The organism is Micromonospora sp. Llam0 (genome assembly GCF_003751085.1).
GTDB lineage: Bacteria > Actinomycetota > Actinomycetes > Mycobacteriales > Micromonosporaceae > Micromonospora_E.
Map to the genome: position 1 here is coordinate 601,984 of NZ_RJJY01000001.1, position 16,684 is coordinate 618,667.

The window sequence follows — 16,684 nt, forward strand, 5'->3', positions numbered from 1 at the left end:
GCCTGACCCGGCGTCGGCGACCCCGGTGGGCAGCGGCGATCCGACGCACCGTGGCCTTGCCGGCCACCGTTCCGGCCGGCTGGTAGCCTGAACGCAGCGTCGGACCACCGACGATTCGTCTCGCCTGCCTGCACGACGCCGCGGGTGCGAGGCGAGGGACGACCCCACACAGATTCAGGGAGACCATGGCGCTCGACCAGGAAGCCAAGCGCAAGATCCGCGAAGAGTACGCCACCGCCGACGCGGACACCGGTTCGCCGGAGGTCCAGGTCGCGGTGCTCACCAAGCGGATCGCCGACCTCACCGGGCACCTCAAGGTGCACAAGCAAGACCACCACAGCCGTCGTGGTCTGCTGTTGCTGGTCGGCCGGCGCCGCCGGCTGCTCAACTACCTGCAGAAGAAGGACATCAACCGCTACCGGTCGCTCATCGAGCGGCTCGGCCTGCGGCGGTGACGTAGCGGCGCGGCGGGGGCCGTCCGCGGCCCCGCCGCGCCGCGTCACCACCATTCGACACCGGGCACCACGACCCACCCGTCGAAGGGAGCCGGTCAACGTACCGGTCCTCGGTAGTGGCCCCCGGGCCAGCCGGCCATCAGGCCGGCTCCCCCGGGCGCTTCGATCGATGACCGGCCGGTTGGGCAGCTCCCCGAGGTCGTGGCCCCACGACGCGTAAAGGAGCGCGACCCGACCATGACCGAGCAGCACACTCTCGGCACCCAACGCAGTACCGCCGTGATCGACAACGGGGCCTTCGGCACCCGCGAGATCACCTTCTCCGCCGGTCGGCTGGCCCGCCAGGCCGCCGGCTCGGTGATCGCCCAGCTGGGCGACACCGTGGTGCTCTCCGCGACCACCGCCAGCAAGCAGCCGCGTGAGCACCTCGACTTCTTCCCGCTCACCGTCGACGTCGAGGAGCGGATGTACGCCGCCGGGCGGATTCCCGGATCGTTCTTCCGCCGCGAGGGCCGGCCCAGCGAGGAGGCGATCCTCACCTGCCGGCTGACCGACCGGCCGCTGCGCCCGACGTTCGCCAAGGGCCTGCGTAACGAGGTCCAGGTGGTCGCCACCATCATGGCGCTGGACCCGGCCCACCCGTACGACGTGATCGCGATCAACGCGGCGTCGATGTCCACCAAGCTGTCCGGCCTGCCGTTCTCCGGGCCGATCGGGGCGACCCGGATCGCCCACGTCGACGGCGCGTGGGTGGCCTTCCCGACCTTGGAGGAGCTGGCCCGCGCCACCTTCGACATGGTGGTCGCTGGCCGGGCGCTGCCCGACGGCGACGTCGCGATCATGATGGTCGAGGCCGAAGCCACCCCGCACGCGCTCGGGCTGATAGCCGGCGGTGCCACCGCCCCCACCGAGGACGTGGTGGCCAGTGGGCTGGAAGCGGCCAAGCCGGCCATCCGCGAGCTGTGCCGGGCGCAGAGCGAGCTGGCCGAGGTGGCGGCGAAGCCGATCGCCGAGTTCCCGGTCTTCCTCGACTACGGTGACGACGTCTACGACGCGGTCGTGGCCGCCGGCCGTGACGAGGTCGCCGAGGCGTTGAAGATCGCCGTCAAGGCGGAGCGTGAGGACGCGCTGGACCGGATCAAGGTCAAGGTGGCCGGCGAGCTCGTCGAGCGTTTCGAGGGCCGGGAGAAGGAGATCGGTGCGGCCTTCCGGTCGTTGACCAAGTCCGAGGTGCGGGCCCGGGTGCTGCGCGAGCAGGTACGCATCGACGGTCGTGGACCCCGCGACATCCGCCCGCTCACCGCCGAGGTCGGGGTGCTGCCCCGGGTGCACGGTTCGGCGCTGTTCGAGCGCGGTGAGACGCAGATCCTCGGGGTCAGCACGCTGAACATGCTCCGGCTGGAGCAGATGCTGGACACCCTCTCGCCGGAGAAATCCAAGCGCTACATGCACAACTACAACTTCCCGCCGTACTCCACCGGTGAGACCGGCCGGGTCGGTTCGCCGAAGCGGCGCGAGATCGGCCACGGCGCGCTCGCCGAGCGGGCCCTGCTGCCGGTGCTGCCGACGCGCGAGGAGTTCCCGTACGCGATCCGTCAGGTCTCCGAGGCGCTCGGCTCCAACGGCTCGACGAGCATGGGCTCGGTCTGCGCCTCGACCCTGGCGCTGCTGTCGGCCGGGGTGCCGCTGAAGGCACCGGTGGCCGGGATCGCGATGGGCCTGATCTCCGACGAGGTCGACGGGCAGACCCGCTACGTGACGCTGACCGACATCCTCGGTGCCGAGGATGCGTTCGGCGACATGGACTTCAAGGTGGCCGGTACGCCGGAGTTCGTCACGGCGCTGCAGCTGGACACCAAGCTCGACGGCATTCCGTCCGACGTGCTGGTCGGTGCCCTGCAGCAGGCCCGCGAGGCCCGGATGACGATCCTGGAGGTCATGCGCCAGGCGATCGAGGGCCCGGCCGCGATGAGCGAGCACGCCCCCCGGGTGACCACGGTGAAGATCCCGGTCGACAAGATCGGCATGGTGATCGGCCCGAAGGGCCAGACCATCAACGCGATCCAGGACGAGACCGGCGCGGACATCTCGATCGAGGACGACGGCACCATCTACGTCGGCGCCACCAACGGGCCGGCCGCCGAGGCCGCCGTCGAGCGGATCAACGCGATCGCCAACCCGACCCTGCCGAAGCTCGGCGACAAGTTCCTCGGCACGGTCGTCAAGACCGCCGCGTTCGGCGCGTTCATCTCGCTGCTGCCCGGCCGCGACGGCCTGCTGCACATCTCCAAGGTGGGCGACGGCAAGCGGGTCGAGCGGGTCGAGGACCACCTCAACGTCGGCGACAAGGTCGAGGTGCAGATCGCCGACATCGACGCCCGCGGCAAGATCTACCTGGACAAGGTCCGTCCGGAGGGTGCCGAGGCGCCGGCCGCGTCCGACGGCGGCGAGCGTCCCGGTGGCCGCGACCGTGGCGACCGTGGGCCGCGTGACCGTGGTGACCGCGACCGCGCCGACCGGGGCCCCAGCCGGGGCGACGGCGGCGAGGGCGGCGAGCGCCGCCGACGTAACCGGCACAGCTGACGCCGGCCGAGATGGCCAGGACCGAACCGGTCACCGGCCGGGGCCTGTCCCGGCCGGTGACCCGGACACTTACCGCCGACCCGTTGGGCGGCACGGTACGCCGTACCGTGCTGCCCAACGGGCTGCGGGTGATCACCGAGGCGATTCCGGCGATGCGCAGCGTCTCCTTCGGCGTGTGGGTCGGGGTCGGCTCGCGCGACGAGACCCCGGCCCGATCCGGTGCCTCGCACTTTCTGGAACATTTGCTGTTCAAGGGGACGAAGCGACGTACCGCCTGGGAGATCTCCTCGCAGATCGAGGCCGTGGGCGGCGAGACGAACGCGTTCACCACCAAGGAGTACACCTGCTACTACGCCCGGGTCCTCGACGAGGACCTGCCACTGGCCGTTGACGTCGTCTGTGACCTGGTGGCCAACTCGGTGATCGACCCGGCCGACGTGGAGACCGAACGTGGCGTGATCCTCGAAGAGATCGCCATGCACGACGACGAGCCCGACGACGAGGTCCACGACCTGCTCGCCGAGTCCGTCTTCGGACCGCACCCGCTCGGCCGGTTGATCTCCGGCACCGAGGCGACGATCTCGGCGTTGACCCGCCGGCAGATCCACGACTTCTACCGGCGTCGCTACACCCCGGGGGCGATGGTGATCGCCGCCGCTGGCAACCTCGACCACCGGGCGGTGGTCCGCCAGGTACGGGCCGCGCTGCGGGGCAGTCCGTTGGACGCCGAGCGGCCCGGTGCTCCGGCGCCGCTGCGCCCGGCCACCCCGGCGGTACGCACCCGCCGGCCCCGGGTGATGCTGCGCCGCAAGGAGACAGAGCAGGCGCATCTGGTGCTTGGTGGCCCGGGTATCAGTCGCGGCGACGACCGCCGGTTCGCGCTCGGCGTGCTGAACAACGTCCTCGGTGGCGGCATGTCCAGCCGGCTGTTCCAGGAGGTACGGGAACGCCGTGGGCTCGCCTACTCGGTCTACTCGTACGCCAGCCAGTACGCCGACGGCGGGACCTTCGCCGTCTACGCCGGATGTGCGCCGAGCCGGGTCGACGAGGTGCTGGAGCTGGTCCGGGCGGAGCTGGCGGCGGTCGTCGAGCACGGGGTGAGCTCCGACGAGCTGGCCCGGGGCAAGGGAATGAGCCGGGGCGGGTACGTGCTGGGGCTGGAGGACACCGGATCCCGGATGGGCCGGCTGGCCAAGGGGGAGCTGCTCTACGGCGAGCAGCTGACCGTGGACCAGCTGCTGGGTCGGGTGGCGGCGGTGACCGCCGAACAGGTCGGCGCGGTCGCCGCCGAGCTGCTCACCCGACCGATGTCCCTGGCGGTGATCGGCCCGGTGGAGTCCGCGACGTTGGCCGGCCGGTAGTCCTCGCCGGTGGGGTAGGGCGCTGGCCGGACCGCAGTCCCCGCCGGTGGGATAGGTTGTGCCGGTGAGCGAAGACGGTACGAATGTGACAGTTTCCCCGGGTAGGTCCGGGGTGGCCGCCCGGTCGTCCGCCGCACCGGTCCGGGTCGGCGTGCTCGGGGCCCGCGGCCGGATGGGCGTGCAGGTCTGCCGGGCGGTCGAGGGGGCCGACGGACTCGCCCTCGTCGCCACGATCGACGAGGGCGACCGGCTGTCCGACGCCTCGGACGCCGCCGCCGAGGTGGTCGTCGACTTCACCAACCCCGACGCGGTGATGGACAACCTGCGCTGGTGCGTCGACCAGGGGATCAACGTGGTCGTGGGGACCAGCGGGTTCACCGATCAGCGCCTCGACCAGGTCCGCTCCTGGCTGACCGACAGGCCCGAGATCGGCGTGGTGATCGCCCCCAACTTCGGCATCGGCGCGGTGCTGATGATGCAGTTCGCGGCGAAGGCGGCGCGGCACTTCGAGTCCGTCGAGATCATCGAGCAGCACCACTCGGCCAAGGTGGACGCGCCCAGCGGCACCGCCGGGCACACCGCGCGGGTGATCGCGGCGGCCCGGGCCGCCGCCGGGTCGGCCGCGATGCCGGACGCCACCACCGCCGAGGTGCCCGGCGCGCGGGGCGCGGACATCGACGGGATCCGGGTGCACTCGGTACGGGCCGCCGGTCTGGTCGCGCACCAGGAGGTGCTGTTCGGCACGGCGGGGGAGACCCTGACGATCCGGCACGACTCCTACGACCGTGCGTCGTTCATGCCGGGGGTGCTGCTGGCGGTACGGGCGGTGACGCGCCGCCCCGGGTTGACCGTCGGGCTGGACAGCCTGCTCGACTGAGCCCTGGTGGGTGCCCGGCTGGCCGAACAACTACTCCTCGGCTGGCCGGGTCACTGTTCTTCGGCGGCCGGTGGGACCGCCACGTGCAGCCGCAGCTGCGGCACCAGCATGTCGGCCACGTCCAACGCCCGCGTCGCCCCGTCCGGCTCCCAGCCGGCTGAGCCGAGGAACTTGCGGGTCGCCGGGTCCCGTTCGTACGCCCAGGCGACCGCAGTGTCGAAGCCGTCGGTGCGCCACAGGTCCACGGCGGCGGCGAGCAGTCGGCTGCCGTGTCCCCGCCGGCCCCAGCGCGGCTCGACCAGCAGGTCGGTGACGGCGGCGACCCGGTCACCGAGCGCCTCGGCCGGTTCCTCGGGAGCCAGGGCCTGCTCGTCGGCCGGACCGGACGCGGTGAAGCCCACCAGATAGGATTGCTCGGCCTGCTCGACGGCGACCAGCACCCGGTGCCGCTGCGACGGCGGATCGTTGATCGCGGCGTCCCACCGCTGCGCCAGCCAGCCCTCGTCCACCTCGTCGAGCACCTGGCGGGGCAGCAGCCGCCGGTAGGCGACCCGCCAGGTGGTCAACTGGATGCGGGCGATCTCACCAGCGTCGCCCGGTCGGGCAGGACGGACATATCCGAGCGCCATGAGTGGTCAGCGTACGGACAGGGGGGCGGCCATGCCGCAGCGGGCCGCCGGGGGCACCGGTCGGCGGGTGGCGATCGTCGCGGTGCTCGCGGTCGTCGTCGCCGGCTTCCTCGCCGTCGCCGCCGAACGGCACGGCTTCTTCGACCTCAAGGTCTACTACGGGGCGATGCACCACTGGCTGCGCGACGGCGGCGAACTCTACGACCACATGAAGCCGTTCAGCCAGTACGGGTTCACCTACCCGCCGTTCGCCGCGCTGGTGATGTCGCCGATGGCGGTCCTGCCGTGGCATCTGGCGATCGTGGTGAGCGTGACGCTCGCCGTGGTGACCAGTGCGCTGGTGCTGTGGTGGCTGGTCGACCCGATCTCCCGCCGCGAGGGCTGGACCCGCTGGTTCGCCTTCGCGGTCGCCGTCTGCCTGGTGGCCGCGTACGAGCCGATGCGTGAGACGGTGAACTTCGGCCAGGTCAACACGCTGCTGCTGGTCCTGGTCGCGGCCGACCTGCTGTGGCTGGTCGCGGCCGGGTCGCCGGTGCCGCCGCGCTGGCGCCGGTTCGCCGGGGTCGGGGTCGGCCTGGCCACGGCGATCAAGCTGACCCCGGGCATCTTCATCGTCTACCTGCTGGTCACCCGGCGGTGGCGGGCGGCGGTCACCGCCGCCGGTACGGCGACCGTGGCGACCCTGGTCGCGGCGGCGGTCGCGCCGGACGCGTCCCGGGAGTTCTGGACGCAGGCGCTGTGGAACACCGACCGGGTCGGTGCGCTGGACTTCGTCTCCAACCAGTCGCTGCGCGGGGTCGTCGCCCGGATCGATCCGCTGCATCCGAGCACCGTCGCCTGGCTGGTGCTGGTGCTGGTCACGTTGATCTGGTGGGCGTGGCGGTGCCGCCGTGCGGTCGCCGCCGGTGACGAGGCGACCGGGCTGGCGTTGACCGGCGTGGTCGGCTGCCTGGTCAGCCCGGTCACCTGGGTGCATCATCTGGTGTGGTTGCTGCCGGCGCTGATCCTGCTGGTGGACAACGGGCTCGCCGCGTCGCGGGGCAGCCGGCGGCGCCGGGCGCTGCTCGGCTTCGCCACGGTCGGCTATCTGCTGCTGATCAGCCGGCTGGTGTGGATCTGGCGCGAGTCCGACGCCGCCAACCTGGCCGGCTTCGTGGGCAGCAACGCGTACGTGTGGGTCAGCCTCGGCCTCCTGCTGTTCCTGCCGGTACGCGAACTGGACCGGTCCGTCCGCTGGCCGGCGCCGGCCAGCGGTCGACCGATCACATCGAGGTGAGGCTGACGCACGTCAAGACGCGAAGATGACGTGTGTCAGCGTCACCTCGAGGCCGCGCACGGGCTCATCGCGCGGCGAGGTGTGGGTGTCGGGTGGTGGGTCGGTAGCCGTGGCGTAGGTAGAGGTCGCGGGCTGCGGGGCCGCCTGCCGGTCGGTGGTGTGGGCGATCGGGTACGGCAGCCACAGCGCCGTCCCGGCCAGGTTGACGATCGTTGTAGACGGTGCCGGCGGCCATCGCCTGGGTCAGGAGTCCGGGGCTGAGCCGCTGGTAGACGTCGCGCCGCCGTGCCGGGTCGGGGATCAGCCAGCGGGCGTCGGGGGTGTCGACGAACGCGTCGACCAGCACCCAGGCGAGGCGCGGTACGTCGTCCACCCCGGCCCGCCGCACCCGCACCGGGCTGGCCGGCCGGGCCGGTCCGGGTGCGGTCACCGCCGGCTCCGCCGGTCGTGCTGGCCCCGTTGGCCGTGTTGGCTGTGCCGGCTTCGTCCGTCGGTGGCGGCGAGCGGCCGTAGCAGCTGGTCGACCCCTGGTGGTACGGGGGTGAGCAGTTGCCGGAGCTGCCGTCGGGCGGTCGACGTGTCGGCTCCGAGGATGTGGCCGCCGAGTCCGGTCGCGACACAGAGTCGGGCCAGCGTGCTGTCGTGTGTGTTGAGGCGGGTGCGGCGGCGTACCCGCATCGTCAGCCGCGCCCACGGCCAGGCCGCGACGTTCGTGTCGACCGGCGGGTAGCCGGTGTGTCGACGCAGCCAGCGGCGGACCGTGCGGGGCCGGACCAGCCCGGCGACGGTGAGCCGGTCGGCGACGCTGCGGTACGCGTGCCCGGCGAGCCGGTCGATCCAGGCGGCCGGCGGGTGCGGTGTGTCGGTGTCGATCCAGCGAAGCACCGTACGGCCCCACGGGTCGACGGCACCCGGCGCGGCCGTACCGGTGACGACCTTGCCGGTCGCGGCGACCGTGACCGCGCCGACGTAGGCCAGGTCGGCGAGCATCGCGGCGGCCAGCCCACGCCCGACGGTCCGGGCCGGCACGCGCAGTCGGCCGGTGACGTCGTCGTGGGCGATCAGGAACAGTTCGTCGGCGAGCCAACCGGTCGGCGGCAGCGGTACGGCCGGTTCCGCCAGCGGTGTCGCTGCGGGTGATGTGGTGGACCAGTCGCGGGTGCGGGTGCGGTAGACGGTCACCGGGCGGCCCGCCTCGTCCAGGCCAGGAACCGGGTGAACAGGTCCCCCGGGGTCGCCTCGTCGGGCAGGTCGGCGATCGCCTCGACCATCCGTTCTGCCGCGTACATGCTGCGCGAGATCGGGTCCAGGTTCGCGGTCAACTCGGCCCGCGCGTACCCGCACGGCCAGTCGACCTGCGGCCCGCACCCCGAACAGGACCACACCGGCCGTACGGGCACGTGCAGCACGTCATCCAGCCCGGTCACCGGTGCTGCGCCCCGGCCTGGTTGCGGTGCCGCCGCCCGCGCACGCTCGACTGCGACGGCGGTAGGGCTGGCGTGGTGCCCCAGGTCCGCTCGATCGGCGCGGTGCAGTCCGGGCAGGTCAACGTCTGCCCGCACACCGGACACCACCGGTGCCGACACCGACACAACACGAACCCACCCACCACGCCAGCGAGAAGACCGGCCACGGTCGCAAGCAAAATCCACAACGCTCCTCCAACGGCCCCTTGATCGACTTCGGTACAGCGGTTTCATGCGCAGCACAACAAGCGTCACGGCGTCGATGTACGAGGTGATTGATCAACGACATGTCGTCCGCCTGCGTCAAACCCACACTGGACGAAGCCAACCTCAACCTGCAGAGGTAATCTGTCGCCTGAAGGCTGTAGACAGCGACGGGCGACAGTGGGAGGCCGCGATGACACCACAGTCAGGGGCTACCGGCGAAAGCGACCCGACTCACTTCGGTAGCGCGGTCCGAACACTCCGGGTCGGTCGCGAGTGGTCGCTTCGGGATCTTGGCGAACGGATCCGGTTCAATCGCGGCTACATCGGGAAAGTAGAACAAGGTGACAAGTTTCCTGAACGGCAGTTCGCCGAACTCGCCGACCGGGCACTAGACGCTAATGGTTTCCTGGTGGCAGCATGGCGAGACGCAGCCGAAGAGCGACGAAAGGCGCTGGCGACAGGGCGGCTGCTGACCGCCTCGACCAAAGACTCGCTGAATATGATCGCAGCCGTGGAAGAGTCCATGGACCTGACCGATCTAGAGCAAGCCGCGACCCAGCTTTCGATCGCATACCTTGGCGCCGCTCCAGCGCCGATGCTGCGTTCCGCAGTAGAATTGCGAGGCGATGTCCTACGCCGCCTGCGAAGCCGCCAATACCGGCCGAATGAGCTGGCCGACCTGTATCAGATAGCTGGTCGCCTTCAAGGCATTCTTGCCTACGCCGCTCTCGACCTGGGAGAGTCGGCGGTAGCGATGACACATGCGGATGCGGCGCTGGTATGCGCCGAAAATTCGGGTGATCGTGAGCTCCGAGCCTGGGCGCGGGGAACCCAGAGCCTCATAGCCAGATTTGATAGCAGCTATAGCCAAGCCCTTGCGTACGTCGCGGACGGGCTCGCGCACTCAGCTGCCAGCGCAAGCAGACTTCGCCTGCTATGCGGGTACGCCCAGTGCAAGGCGAACCTTGGGGACTCGGCAGGCAGCAACCGAGCCCTCGACCAAGTGCAACATGAGCGGGAGAAGTTGATCCCGAGAGCCTCGGAGCGCGGGATATTCGACTTCAGCGAGGCCAAGCAGCACTATTATGCCGGCAGCAGCCTGATCTGGCTGGATGAAGCCTCGGACGCAGACCGGGCAGCCCGGGAAGCATCCGAGGCAATTCGCCTTTGGGAGAACGGTTCGGAGGAGGATCGATCGCTAGACGACGAAGCGCTGGCGCGCGTTTATCAGGGCACCGCCTACCTGAAGGTCGGCAAACTGGACGAAGCTGCGGCAGTCGTTCGTCCAGTGCTCAATCTTCCACGGGAGCGCCGCATTTCGTGGATCAATAAACGTATCGGACGCATGGCCGACATGCTCGGTGCCAAGCGATTCACCGGGACTCGGAAGGCCGATCAGTTGCGGACCGAGATCCGTGCCTTCGCCGAAGTCACGTAGCTCGGATCGAATTTTCCGATTCTCGGTCAACTGGCGAGGGTGAGGATCCGGTTGCCGGCGATCCGGGCCAGGTAGCGCACCTCGTCGAGCCCGACCGGGCTTTGCCCCGGTGAGCGGGGCACCTGGTAGACGCTGCGTTCCCCGTCCGGGCGCAGCCCGGCCGCCTGGTAGAACCGCCGGGCCCGCTGGTTGCCGTCGAGCACCCACAGTCGCATCGCGCGCCAGCCCTGCCCGGTCAGCCCGGCGATCGAGGCGGACAGCAGGACGCGGCCGACCCCGGTGCCCCAGTGCGTGGGGTCGACGTACATGCTGACGATCTCGCCGTACGTCGGATCGAGTTGGTCCCGGTCCTGGTCGATCCGGTACGGGCCGTAGGTGCTGAACCCGACGATCTGCTCGCCTTCGGTGGCGACCAGGGTGCGGAACGGCTGGTCCGGGTCGGCGGTGCCGACGTCGCGGCGGCGCTGCGCCCAGGCGGCGACGTTGAGCCGGTCGAGCACGTCGGCGGGGATCAGGCCCGCGTAGCCGGCCTGCCACGCGCGCACGTGGACCCCGGCGATCGCCTCGGCGTCCTCCGGAGTCTCCTGCCTGACTTCTGGCATATGGGGATTTCTATCCTGTTTCACAACCGACGTCCAGCAGCGCCGGCCGGGTGTCGGCCGGCGCCGGACGCGGGTGCGGCCAGCGGCGGCTAGAGCGTGGTCGGAGCGTGGCTAGAGCTGGACCACGTGGCCCACCCGGGGCGGGGTGCGGCCGGCGAGGACCTCCAGCCAGGTGCTGCACAGGGCATCCGGTCCGTGGCCGACCCTGATGTCGACCCATCCGGTGACGATGGTGGCGAACCGCCGCCAGGCGTCGGCGAAGCGCCGGTCGAGGCCGTCACGACCCCAGTCGACGGTGCGTTTGCGCATCTGGGCCGGGGCGAAGAAGACCTCGCCGGCGGCGTCGGCGTTCGGGGTCTGGTTGGTCAGACCCACCGCCACGTCCCGGACGAGCCGGTCGCCGAGGTGCGCGTGCAGGGCGGCGCGGGTCGCCGGTACGCCGGACAGGTCGAGATAGACGGTCGGTACCCGGTCGAGCGCGGCCACGCCGTTGTACGGCAGCACCTGGTCGTAGCAGCCGAGTGACTCGGTGAAGGCGACGTTTCCGGGTGAGGTGAGACCGACCAGCCGCGGGCCGCGGTCCCGCAACTCGAACGCGGCGGCGTACGCGGTCTTGCTGGAGGCGGAGGAGAGCACCACGGTCGAGGCGCCGTGGCAGTCGTTGTCGACGAGATGGTCGGCGAGCATGAACGAGGTGAAGAAGAGCGGCCGGTAGAGGATCAGCAGATCCTCCTCGTCGGCGCGGTACGCTTCGTCGCCTGTGGTCAGCCGGTACGCGTTGTAGGGCGACGGGAGGTCGCTTCGGTGTTCGCTGACGTCGCGGAACCCGGTCGGGTCCATCCGGCCGGGACGCACGACCAGGTGGCGGGCGGGCGGCAGGTAGCCGTAGAGCCGCTGGCCGGCGGTCACCCCGGTGACCCTCGACGCGACCACCTCGGCGAATCCCCAGAGCGGAACGAGTCCGTGGTCCGGCCCCAGCCCGTGTGGCTCGGGTGGGAAGAACCGCCAGTAGCGCAGGGTGTCGCCGAGTACCGCGTACGTCACGTTGTTCGCGGTCACCCCGACCCGGTCGACTCGCAGCACCGCTTCGCCATCGGCGGGGTCGGGTGCCGGCCTGTCGACCAGGACGGTCCGGGTGAGGTCGTCGCGCGCGACCGCGAATGTCCAGCTGGGAGCCATGACGCGACGCTAGGGCAGGTGACGACGACCGCACAACGTTCCAGCGAGCAGGCTGGTGATTCTACCGATGCGGTACGCGGACGGCGCCACAGAGACTGATGTGTGTCGATAGCCTTCCGTCCTTGAGGAGGATCTGGCATGCGTCCCACCATCATGAGCGGTGCGCGTCCCGTCCCGGGCTTCGTGACCCGGCTCTGCCTGACCGTCGCGTTGGTTGCCGTCGCGGGTGTCGCGGCGGCCGCCCCGGCGCAGGCGCAGACCAACCCGTACCAGCGCGGCCCGGCACCCACGCACGCGATCCTGGAGGCCAGCCGCGGCCCGTTCGCCACCAGCCAACAGTCGGTCTCGTCGCTGGTCAGCGGCTTCGACGGCGGGGTCATCTACTATCCGACGACCACCAGTGAGGGAACCTTCGGCGCGGTCGCCATCTCGCCCGGCTACACCGCGAGCTGGTCGAGTCTTGCCTGGCTCGGCCCGCGGATCGCCTCCCACGGTTTCGTGGTCATCGGCATCGAGACCGAGAGCCGGTTCGACCAGCCGGGCAGCCGGGGTCGCCAGCTGCTGGCCGCGCTCGACTACCTGGTCGACCGGAGCCCGGTGCGGACCCGGATCGACCCGGACCGGCTCGCGGTGGCTGGTCACTCCATGGGCGGCGGGGGCAGCCTGGAGGCCGCCGTCGACCGGCCGTCGCTACGGGCCGCGGTGCCGATCGCACCGTGGAACACGGACAAGACCTGGACCACCGTCGCAGTGCCGACGCTGATCGTCGGCGGCGAGTACGACACGATCGCCCCGGTCTACAGCCACGCGAAGCCCTTCTACGACTCGATTCCGGCCTGGACGGAGAAGGCGTACCTGGAGCTGAACGGAGAGGGACATCTCTTCCCACAGGTCCCGAACACCGAGCTGGCCAAGCAGGGGGTGGCCTGGCTGAAACGCTTCGTGGACGACGACACCCGGTACACGCAGTTCCTCTGCCCGGGGCCGTCGGGTCTGGCGATCGAGGAGTACCGCAGCACCTGTCCCTTCTGATTCGGCCGGCCGGCGGGCGGGGTGCGGGGTGGTCGCCGACCGGGCGACCACCCCGCACCGTTTCCGTCACCCCGTGCCGCTTCCGTGTCCGCGACCTGTCGGCTAAATTGCATCCGGAGTGCAAAAACTATTCTCGGAGGTTGCCGTGCCGGACACCGACACCGACCAGCTCCGTGACCCGGACCAGCTCCGTGACCCGGACCAGCTCCGCGACCCGGATCAGCTGCGTGGCGTGGTGGCCGGGTTCCTCCGCCGGCACGACCGGACCGGGGACCGGACCGCCTTCCTGCGGGCCCGGTTCGACGCCGGGCTGGCCTGGGTGCATCATCCCGTCGGCCTCGGCGGGCTGGGCCTGCCCTGGCATCTGCAGGCGGTCGTCGACGACGAGTTCACCCGGGCGGGTGCCCCGGACAACCGCCCACGCCGCAACAGCATCGGCCTCGGGATGGCTGCGCCGACGCTGCTGCGGCACGGTACGCCGCAGCAGCAGCGGCGCTGGTTGCGCCCGCTCTGGACCGGTGAGGAGATCTGGTGCCAGCTGTTCAGCGAGCCCGACGCCGGCTCCGATCTGGCCGCGGTGGCGACCGGCGCCGAGCGGTCCGGCGACGGTTGGCTGGTCGACGGTCAGAAGGTCTGGACGTCGCTCGCCCACCGTGCCCGGTGGGCGATCCTGCTCGCCCGCACCAGCTCCACCGGCCGGCGCCACGCCGGGTTGACCTACTTCGTCTGTGACATGACCGCACCGGGAGTGCAGGTGCGTCCGCTGCGCCAGATGACCGGTGAGGCCGAGTTCAACGAGGTCTTCCTCACCGGGGTCCGGCTGCCCGACGCCATGCGGATCGGTGAGGTCGGCGAGGGCTGGCAGGTCGCCCGTACCACGTTGATGAACGAGCGGGTCGCCATCGGCGGCCGGCCGCTGGCCCGCGAAGGCGGCATGATCGGCGTTCTGGCCGACGCGTGGCGCCGGCAACCGGAGATTCGGCGTACCGGCCCGCACCAGGATCTGCTGCGGCTGTGGGTCCGAGCCGAGGCGGCCCGGCTGACCGCGCTGCGCCTGCGTCAGCAACTGGTCGCGGGGCAGCCCGGACCGGAGGGCTCCGCAGTGAAGCTCAGCTTCGCCGAGCTGAACCAGCTGATCAGCGGCCTGGAGATCGAGGTACGTGGCGCGGCCGGCCTGCGGCACGACGACTGGACGATGCGCCGCCCCGAGGAGCCGGACCTGCTCGGCCGGACCGCCACCTACCGCTACCTGCGGGCCCGCGGCAACTCCATCGAAGGTGGAACCTCGGAGATCCTGCGCAATGTCATCGCCGAGCGGGTGCTCGGCCTGCCGAGCGAACCCCGGGTGGACCGATGACGAATCTGCTCTACGACGAGACCGAGGAGGCGCTGCGGGCGAGTGTCCGCGCGCTGTGCGCGGCGGTCAACCCGACCGGGCGCGTTCTGGCCCGGTTGGCCTCCGACGAGCCGTACGACCCGCGACTCTGGCAGCGGCTCGCCGACGAGCTGGGCGTCGTCGGACTGGCGGTGCCCGAGGAGTACGGCGGTGCCGGCGCCGGTCTTCGGGAGGTCGCCGTGGTTCTGGAGGAGCTGGGCCGGGCCGTGGCGCCGGTGCCCTATCTGGGCAGCGCGGTGGTCGCCACCCGGGCCCTGCTGCGCTGCGGTGCGACCGATCTGCTCGCCCCGGTCGCGGCCGGTCGTACCCGTGCCGTACTGGTGGTGCCGGTGTCCACCGCGCCAGGGGACGACTGGCCGACGGTCGAGGTCGGGCCTGCGGCGGCACCGGGCGCGGGCTCCGGCGCGGCGACCGTTTCTGGCGTGGTGGCCGGTGTCGCCGACGCGCTCCCCGCCGATCTGCTGCTCGTCCCGGCCCGGGACGGGCTCTACGCGGTCCGGGCCTCCGGCCCGGGAGTGCGGATCTCCCCGGTGGTATCGCTGGACGGCACCCGGCCGCTCGGCGACGTCGACCTGACCGCCGCCCCGGCGGTCCGGCTCGCCGACGGTTCGGCAGCAGTCGTGGCGGTACGCGACGGGCTGGTGGCCGGTGCGGCGATGCTCGCGTCGGAGCAGGTGGGGGTCGCCGAGTGGTGTCTGGACAGTACGGTCCGCTACGTCCGCGAGCGGTTCCAGTTCGGTCGCCCGGTCGGCTCGTTCCAGGCGGTCAAGCATCGGCTGGCCGATGTCTGGGTGGGTATCGCCGAGGCCCGGGCGGTGGCCCGGTACGCCGCTGACCGCGTCGCGGCTACGCAGCCACCGGGCCCGGCGCCCGTTGACGCCGAGACGGAGCTGGCGGCGGCCGTCGCCGCGGCGCACTGCTCGGCGGTCGCGGTCACCGCGGCGGAGACCTGCGTGCAGTTGCACGGCGGCATCGGGTTCACCTGGGAGCACCCGGCCCACGTGTTCCTGAAACGGGCCAAGAGCAACGCCGTCATGTTCGGTACGCCCGACCGGCACCGCGCGGCGCTGGCCCGGCTGGTCGACCTGCCCGGCCCGGTCGTGGCCTGACCGGTCGTGCCCGGCCCGGTCGGCCGGCCTGACCGGCCAGCCCACGACCGCCGTCGAGTCAAAGATCATGCATCAGTAATGCATGATCTTTGGCCATCCTCTGATGACCGACCCAAGTCCTCAACATGGTTCCAACCAGGTTACACGACTGCTTCGTGGGTGTTGACCTGGTGATCCAAAAACGTACACTGTCAGTGTAATTAATGCCCCCGGCCAAGGGACGGGCGATGGGACGAGGACTCGGACTGCGAAACGTCGGGGTGCGCTTCGGTGGGCTCACCGCCCTCGACGACGTCTCCCTCGACGTGCCACCCGGCACGGTGACCGGGGTGATCGGCCCGAACGGCGCAGGCAAGACCACTCTGTTCAACGTCGTCTGTGGATTCGTTTCGCCGGACGTCGGCACCATGACCCTGGACGGGCAGCCGTTCCGGCCCCGCCCGCACCGGCTCACCCGACTCGGGATCGCCCGCACCCTGCAGGGCACCGGACTCTTCGCTGGGCTCACCGTCCTGGAGAACGTGATGACCGGGGCCAACCACCGCGCCCGGACCGGCTTCCTCGCCGCCCTGTTCGCCCTGCCCCGGGCCGACCGTGACGAACGGCGGCTGCGTGCTCAGGCGCTCAACGCCCTCGACCGGCTCGGCGTCGCCGCACACGCGGCACGGCTGCCGGGCACCCTGCCGTTCGCGGTCCGCCAGCGGGTGGCACTGGCCCGGGCGCTCGTCGCCCGGCCCCGCCTGCTGCTGCTCGACGAGCCGGCCGGCGGGCTCGGCGACGAGGACGTCAGGCAACTCGCCGACCTGATCCGCGACCTGCCCGGTCGGGCCGTCGACCCCTGCTCGGTGCTGCTCGTCGAGCACCACATGGACCTGGTCATGTCCACCTGCGACCAGGTCGTCGTGCTGGACTTCGGCCGGGTCGTCGCGACCGGCACCGCTGAGCAGGTCCGCACCGCTCCCGCAGTCGTCGAGGCGTACCTCGGCGCGGCGGTCGACGACCCGGCACCCACACCCGGACCCCGCTCCGCAGCGGCACCGCAACCGCCCGCGACAGCGGACGGGCGGTGACCTG

Annotated in this window: 16 protein-coding genes; 10 read left to right on the forward strand and 6 right to left on the reverse strand. The window is 71.2% G+C overall.

Annotation, left to right across the window (positions count from 1 at the left end; translation table 11 throughout):
• Positions 1-185: 185 nt before the first annotated feature.
• The 4 genes from rpsO (at position 186) to dapB (ending at position 5,276) form a co-directional block, all read left to right on the forward strand.
• A complete protein-coding gene (gene rpsO / locus EDC02_RS02815; RefSeq protein ID WP_123600601.1) occupies positions 186-455 on the forward strand; it encodes a 30S ribosomal protein S15 in 270 nt (89 codons plus the stop codon).
• A gap of 237 nt (positions 456-692) precedes the next feature.
• On the forward strand, positions 693-3,038 hold the full coding sequence (locus EDC02_RS02820; protein ID WP_123604433.1) for a polyribonucleotide nucleotidyltransferase: 2,346 nt from the start codon (positions 693-695) through the stop codon (positions 3,036-3,038).
• 11 nt (positions 3,039-3,049) lie between these two features.
• A complete protein-coding gene (locus EDC02_RS02825; protein ID WP_123600602.1) occupies positions 3,050-4,399 on the forward strand; it encodes a pitrilysin family protein in 1,350 nt (449 codons plus the stop codon).
• 112 nt (positions 4,400-4,511) lie between these two features.
• The gene (dapB, locus tag EDC02_RS02830; protein WP_255500578.1) at positions 4,512-5,276 is read left to right on the forward strand and encodes a 4-hydroxy-tetrahydrodipicolinate reductase; all 765 of its coding nucleotides are present in this window, start codon (positions 4,512-4,514) and stop codon (positions 5,274-5,276) included.
• Between the two features lie 50 nt (positions 5,277-5,326).
• Here the strand turns inward: dapB and EDC02_RS02835 are convergent, their stop codons facing one another.
• On the reverse strand, positions 5,327-5,905 hold the full coding sequence (locus EDC02_RS02835; protein WP_123600603.1) for a GNAT family N-acetyltransferase: 579 nt from the start codon (positions 5,903-5,905) through the stop codon (positions 5,327-5,329).
• Positions 5,906-5,936: 31 nt separating this feature from the next.
• Between EDC02_RS02835 and EDC02_RS02840 the strand changes: the two genes are divergently transcribed.
• Positions 5,937-7,181: a glycosyltransferase 87 family protein gene (locus EDC02_RS02840; protein WP_123600604.1), complete on the forward strand. Its 1,245-nt coding sequence runs from the start codon at positions 5,937-5,939 to the stop codon at positions 7,179-7,181.
• Between the two features lie 64 nt (positions 7,182-7,245).
• Here the strand turns inward: EDC02_RS02840 and EDC02_RS02845 are convergent, their stop codons facing one another.
• From EDC02_RS02845 to EDC02_RS41235, 3 genes are read right to left on the reverse strand one after another with little or no spacing between them, the layout of a single operon-like run.
• Entirely contained in the window at positions 7,246-7,611 is a 366-nt protein-coding gene (locus EDC02_RS02845; RefSeq protein WP_123600605.1) for a hypothetical protein, read from the reverse strand.
• Positions 7,608-8,363 (reverse strand): GPP34 family phosphoprotein, encoded by a 756-nt coding sequence (locus EDC02_RS02850; RefSeq protein ID WP_158632035.1) that lies wholly within the window; start codon positions 8,361-8,363, stop codon positions 7,608-7,610. The genes EDC02_RS02845 and EDC02_RS02850 overlap by 4 nt, the downstream gene beginning before the upstream one ends.
• Positions 8,360-8,743 carry a hypothetical protein gene (locus EDC02_RS41235; protein WP_233605703.1) on the reverse strand — a complete coding sequence of 128 codons (384 nt, stop codon included), beginning with the start codon at positions 8,741-8,743 and terminating at the stop codon, positions 8,360-8,362. The genes EDC02_RS02850 and EDC02_RS41235 overlap by 4 nt, the downstream gene beginning before the upstream one ends.
• Before the next feature lie 136 nt (positions 8,744-8,879).
• Here EDC02_RS41235 and EDC02_RS39440 point away from each other — a divergent pair, with 136 nt between their 5' ends.
• On the forward strand, positions 8,880-10,292 hold the full coding sequence (locus EDC02_RS39440; RefSeq protein ID WP_158632036.1) for a helix-turn-helix transcriptional regulator: 1,413 nt from the start codon (positions 8,880-8,882) through the stop codon (positions 10,290-10,292).
• A 26-nt stretch (positions 10,293-10,318) separates the two neighbouring features.
• Here EDC02_RS39440 and EDC02_RS02865 read toward each other — a convergent pair whose 3' ends face one another.
• Positions 10,319-10,894, reverse strand: a complete 576-nt coding sequence (locus tag EDC02_RS02865; RefSeq protein ID WP_123600607.1) for a GNAT family N-acetyltransferase — start codon at positions 10,892-10,894, stop codon at positions 10,319-10,321.
• Positions 10,895-11,005: 111 nt separating this feature from the next.
• Positions 11,006-12,073 (reverse strand): DUF2855 family protein, encoded by a 1,068-nt coding sequence (locus EDC02_RS02870; RefSeq protein ID WP_123600608.1) that lies wholly within the window; start codon positions 12,071-12,073, stop codon positions 11,006-11,008.
• Between the two features lie 138 nt (positions 12,074-12,211).
• Here EDC02_RS02870 and EDC02_RS02875 point away from each other — a divergent pair, with 138 nt between their 5' ends.
• The 4 genes from EDC02_RS02875 (at position 12,212) to EDC02_RS02890 (ending at position 16,680) form a co-directional block, all read left to right on the forward strand.
• A complete protein-coding gene (locus EDC02_RS02875) occupies positions 12,212-13,105 on the forward strand; it encodes an alpha/beta hydrolase (RefSeq protein ID WP_123600609.1) in 894 nt (297 codons plus the stop codon).
• A gap of 145 nt (positions 13,106-13,250) precedes the next feature.
• The gene (locus EDC02_RS02880) at positions 13,251-14,462 is read left to right on the forward strand and encodes an acyl-CoA dehydrogenase family protein (RefSeq protein WP_123600610.1); all 1,212 of its coding nucleotides are present in this window, start codon (positions 13,251-13,253) and stop codon (positions 14,460-14,462) included.
• The gene (locus EDC02_RS02885; RefSeq protein ID WP_123600611.1) at positions 14,459-15,610 is read left to right on the forward strand and encodes an acyl-CoA dehydrogenase family protein; all 1,152 of its coding nucleotides are present in this window, start codon (positions 14,459-14,461) and stop codon (positions 15,608-15,610) included. Before EDC02_RS02880 ends, EDC02_RS02885 begins: the two co-directional genes overlap by 4 nt.
• A gap of 227 nt (positions 15,611-15,837) precedes the next feature.
• Positions 15,838-16,680 carry an ABC transporter ATP-binding protein gene (locus EDC02_RS02890; protein ID WP_123600612.1) on the forward strand — a complete coding sequence of 281 codons (843 nt, stop codon included), beginning with the start codon at positions 15,838-15,840 and terminating at the stop codon, positions 16,678-16,680.
• Positions 16,681-16,684 lie beyond the last annotated feature (4 nt).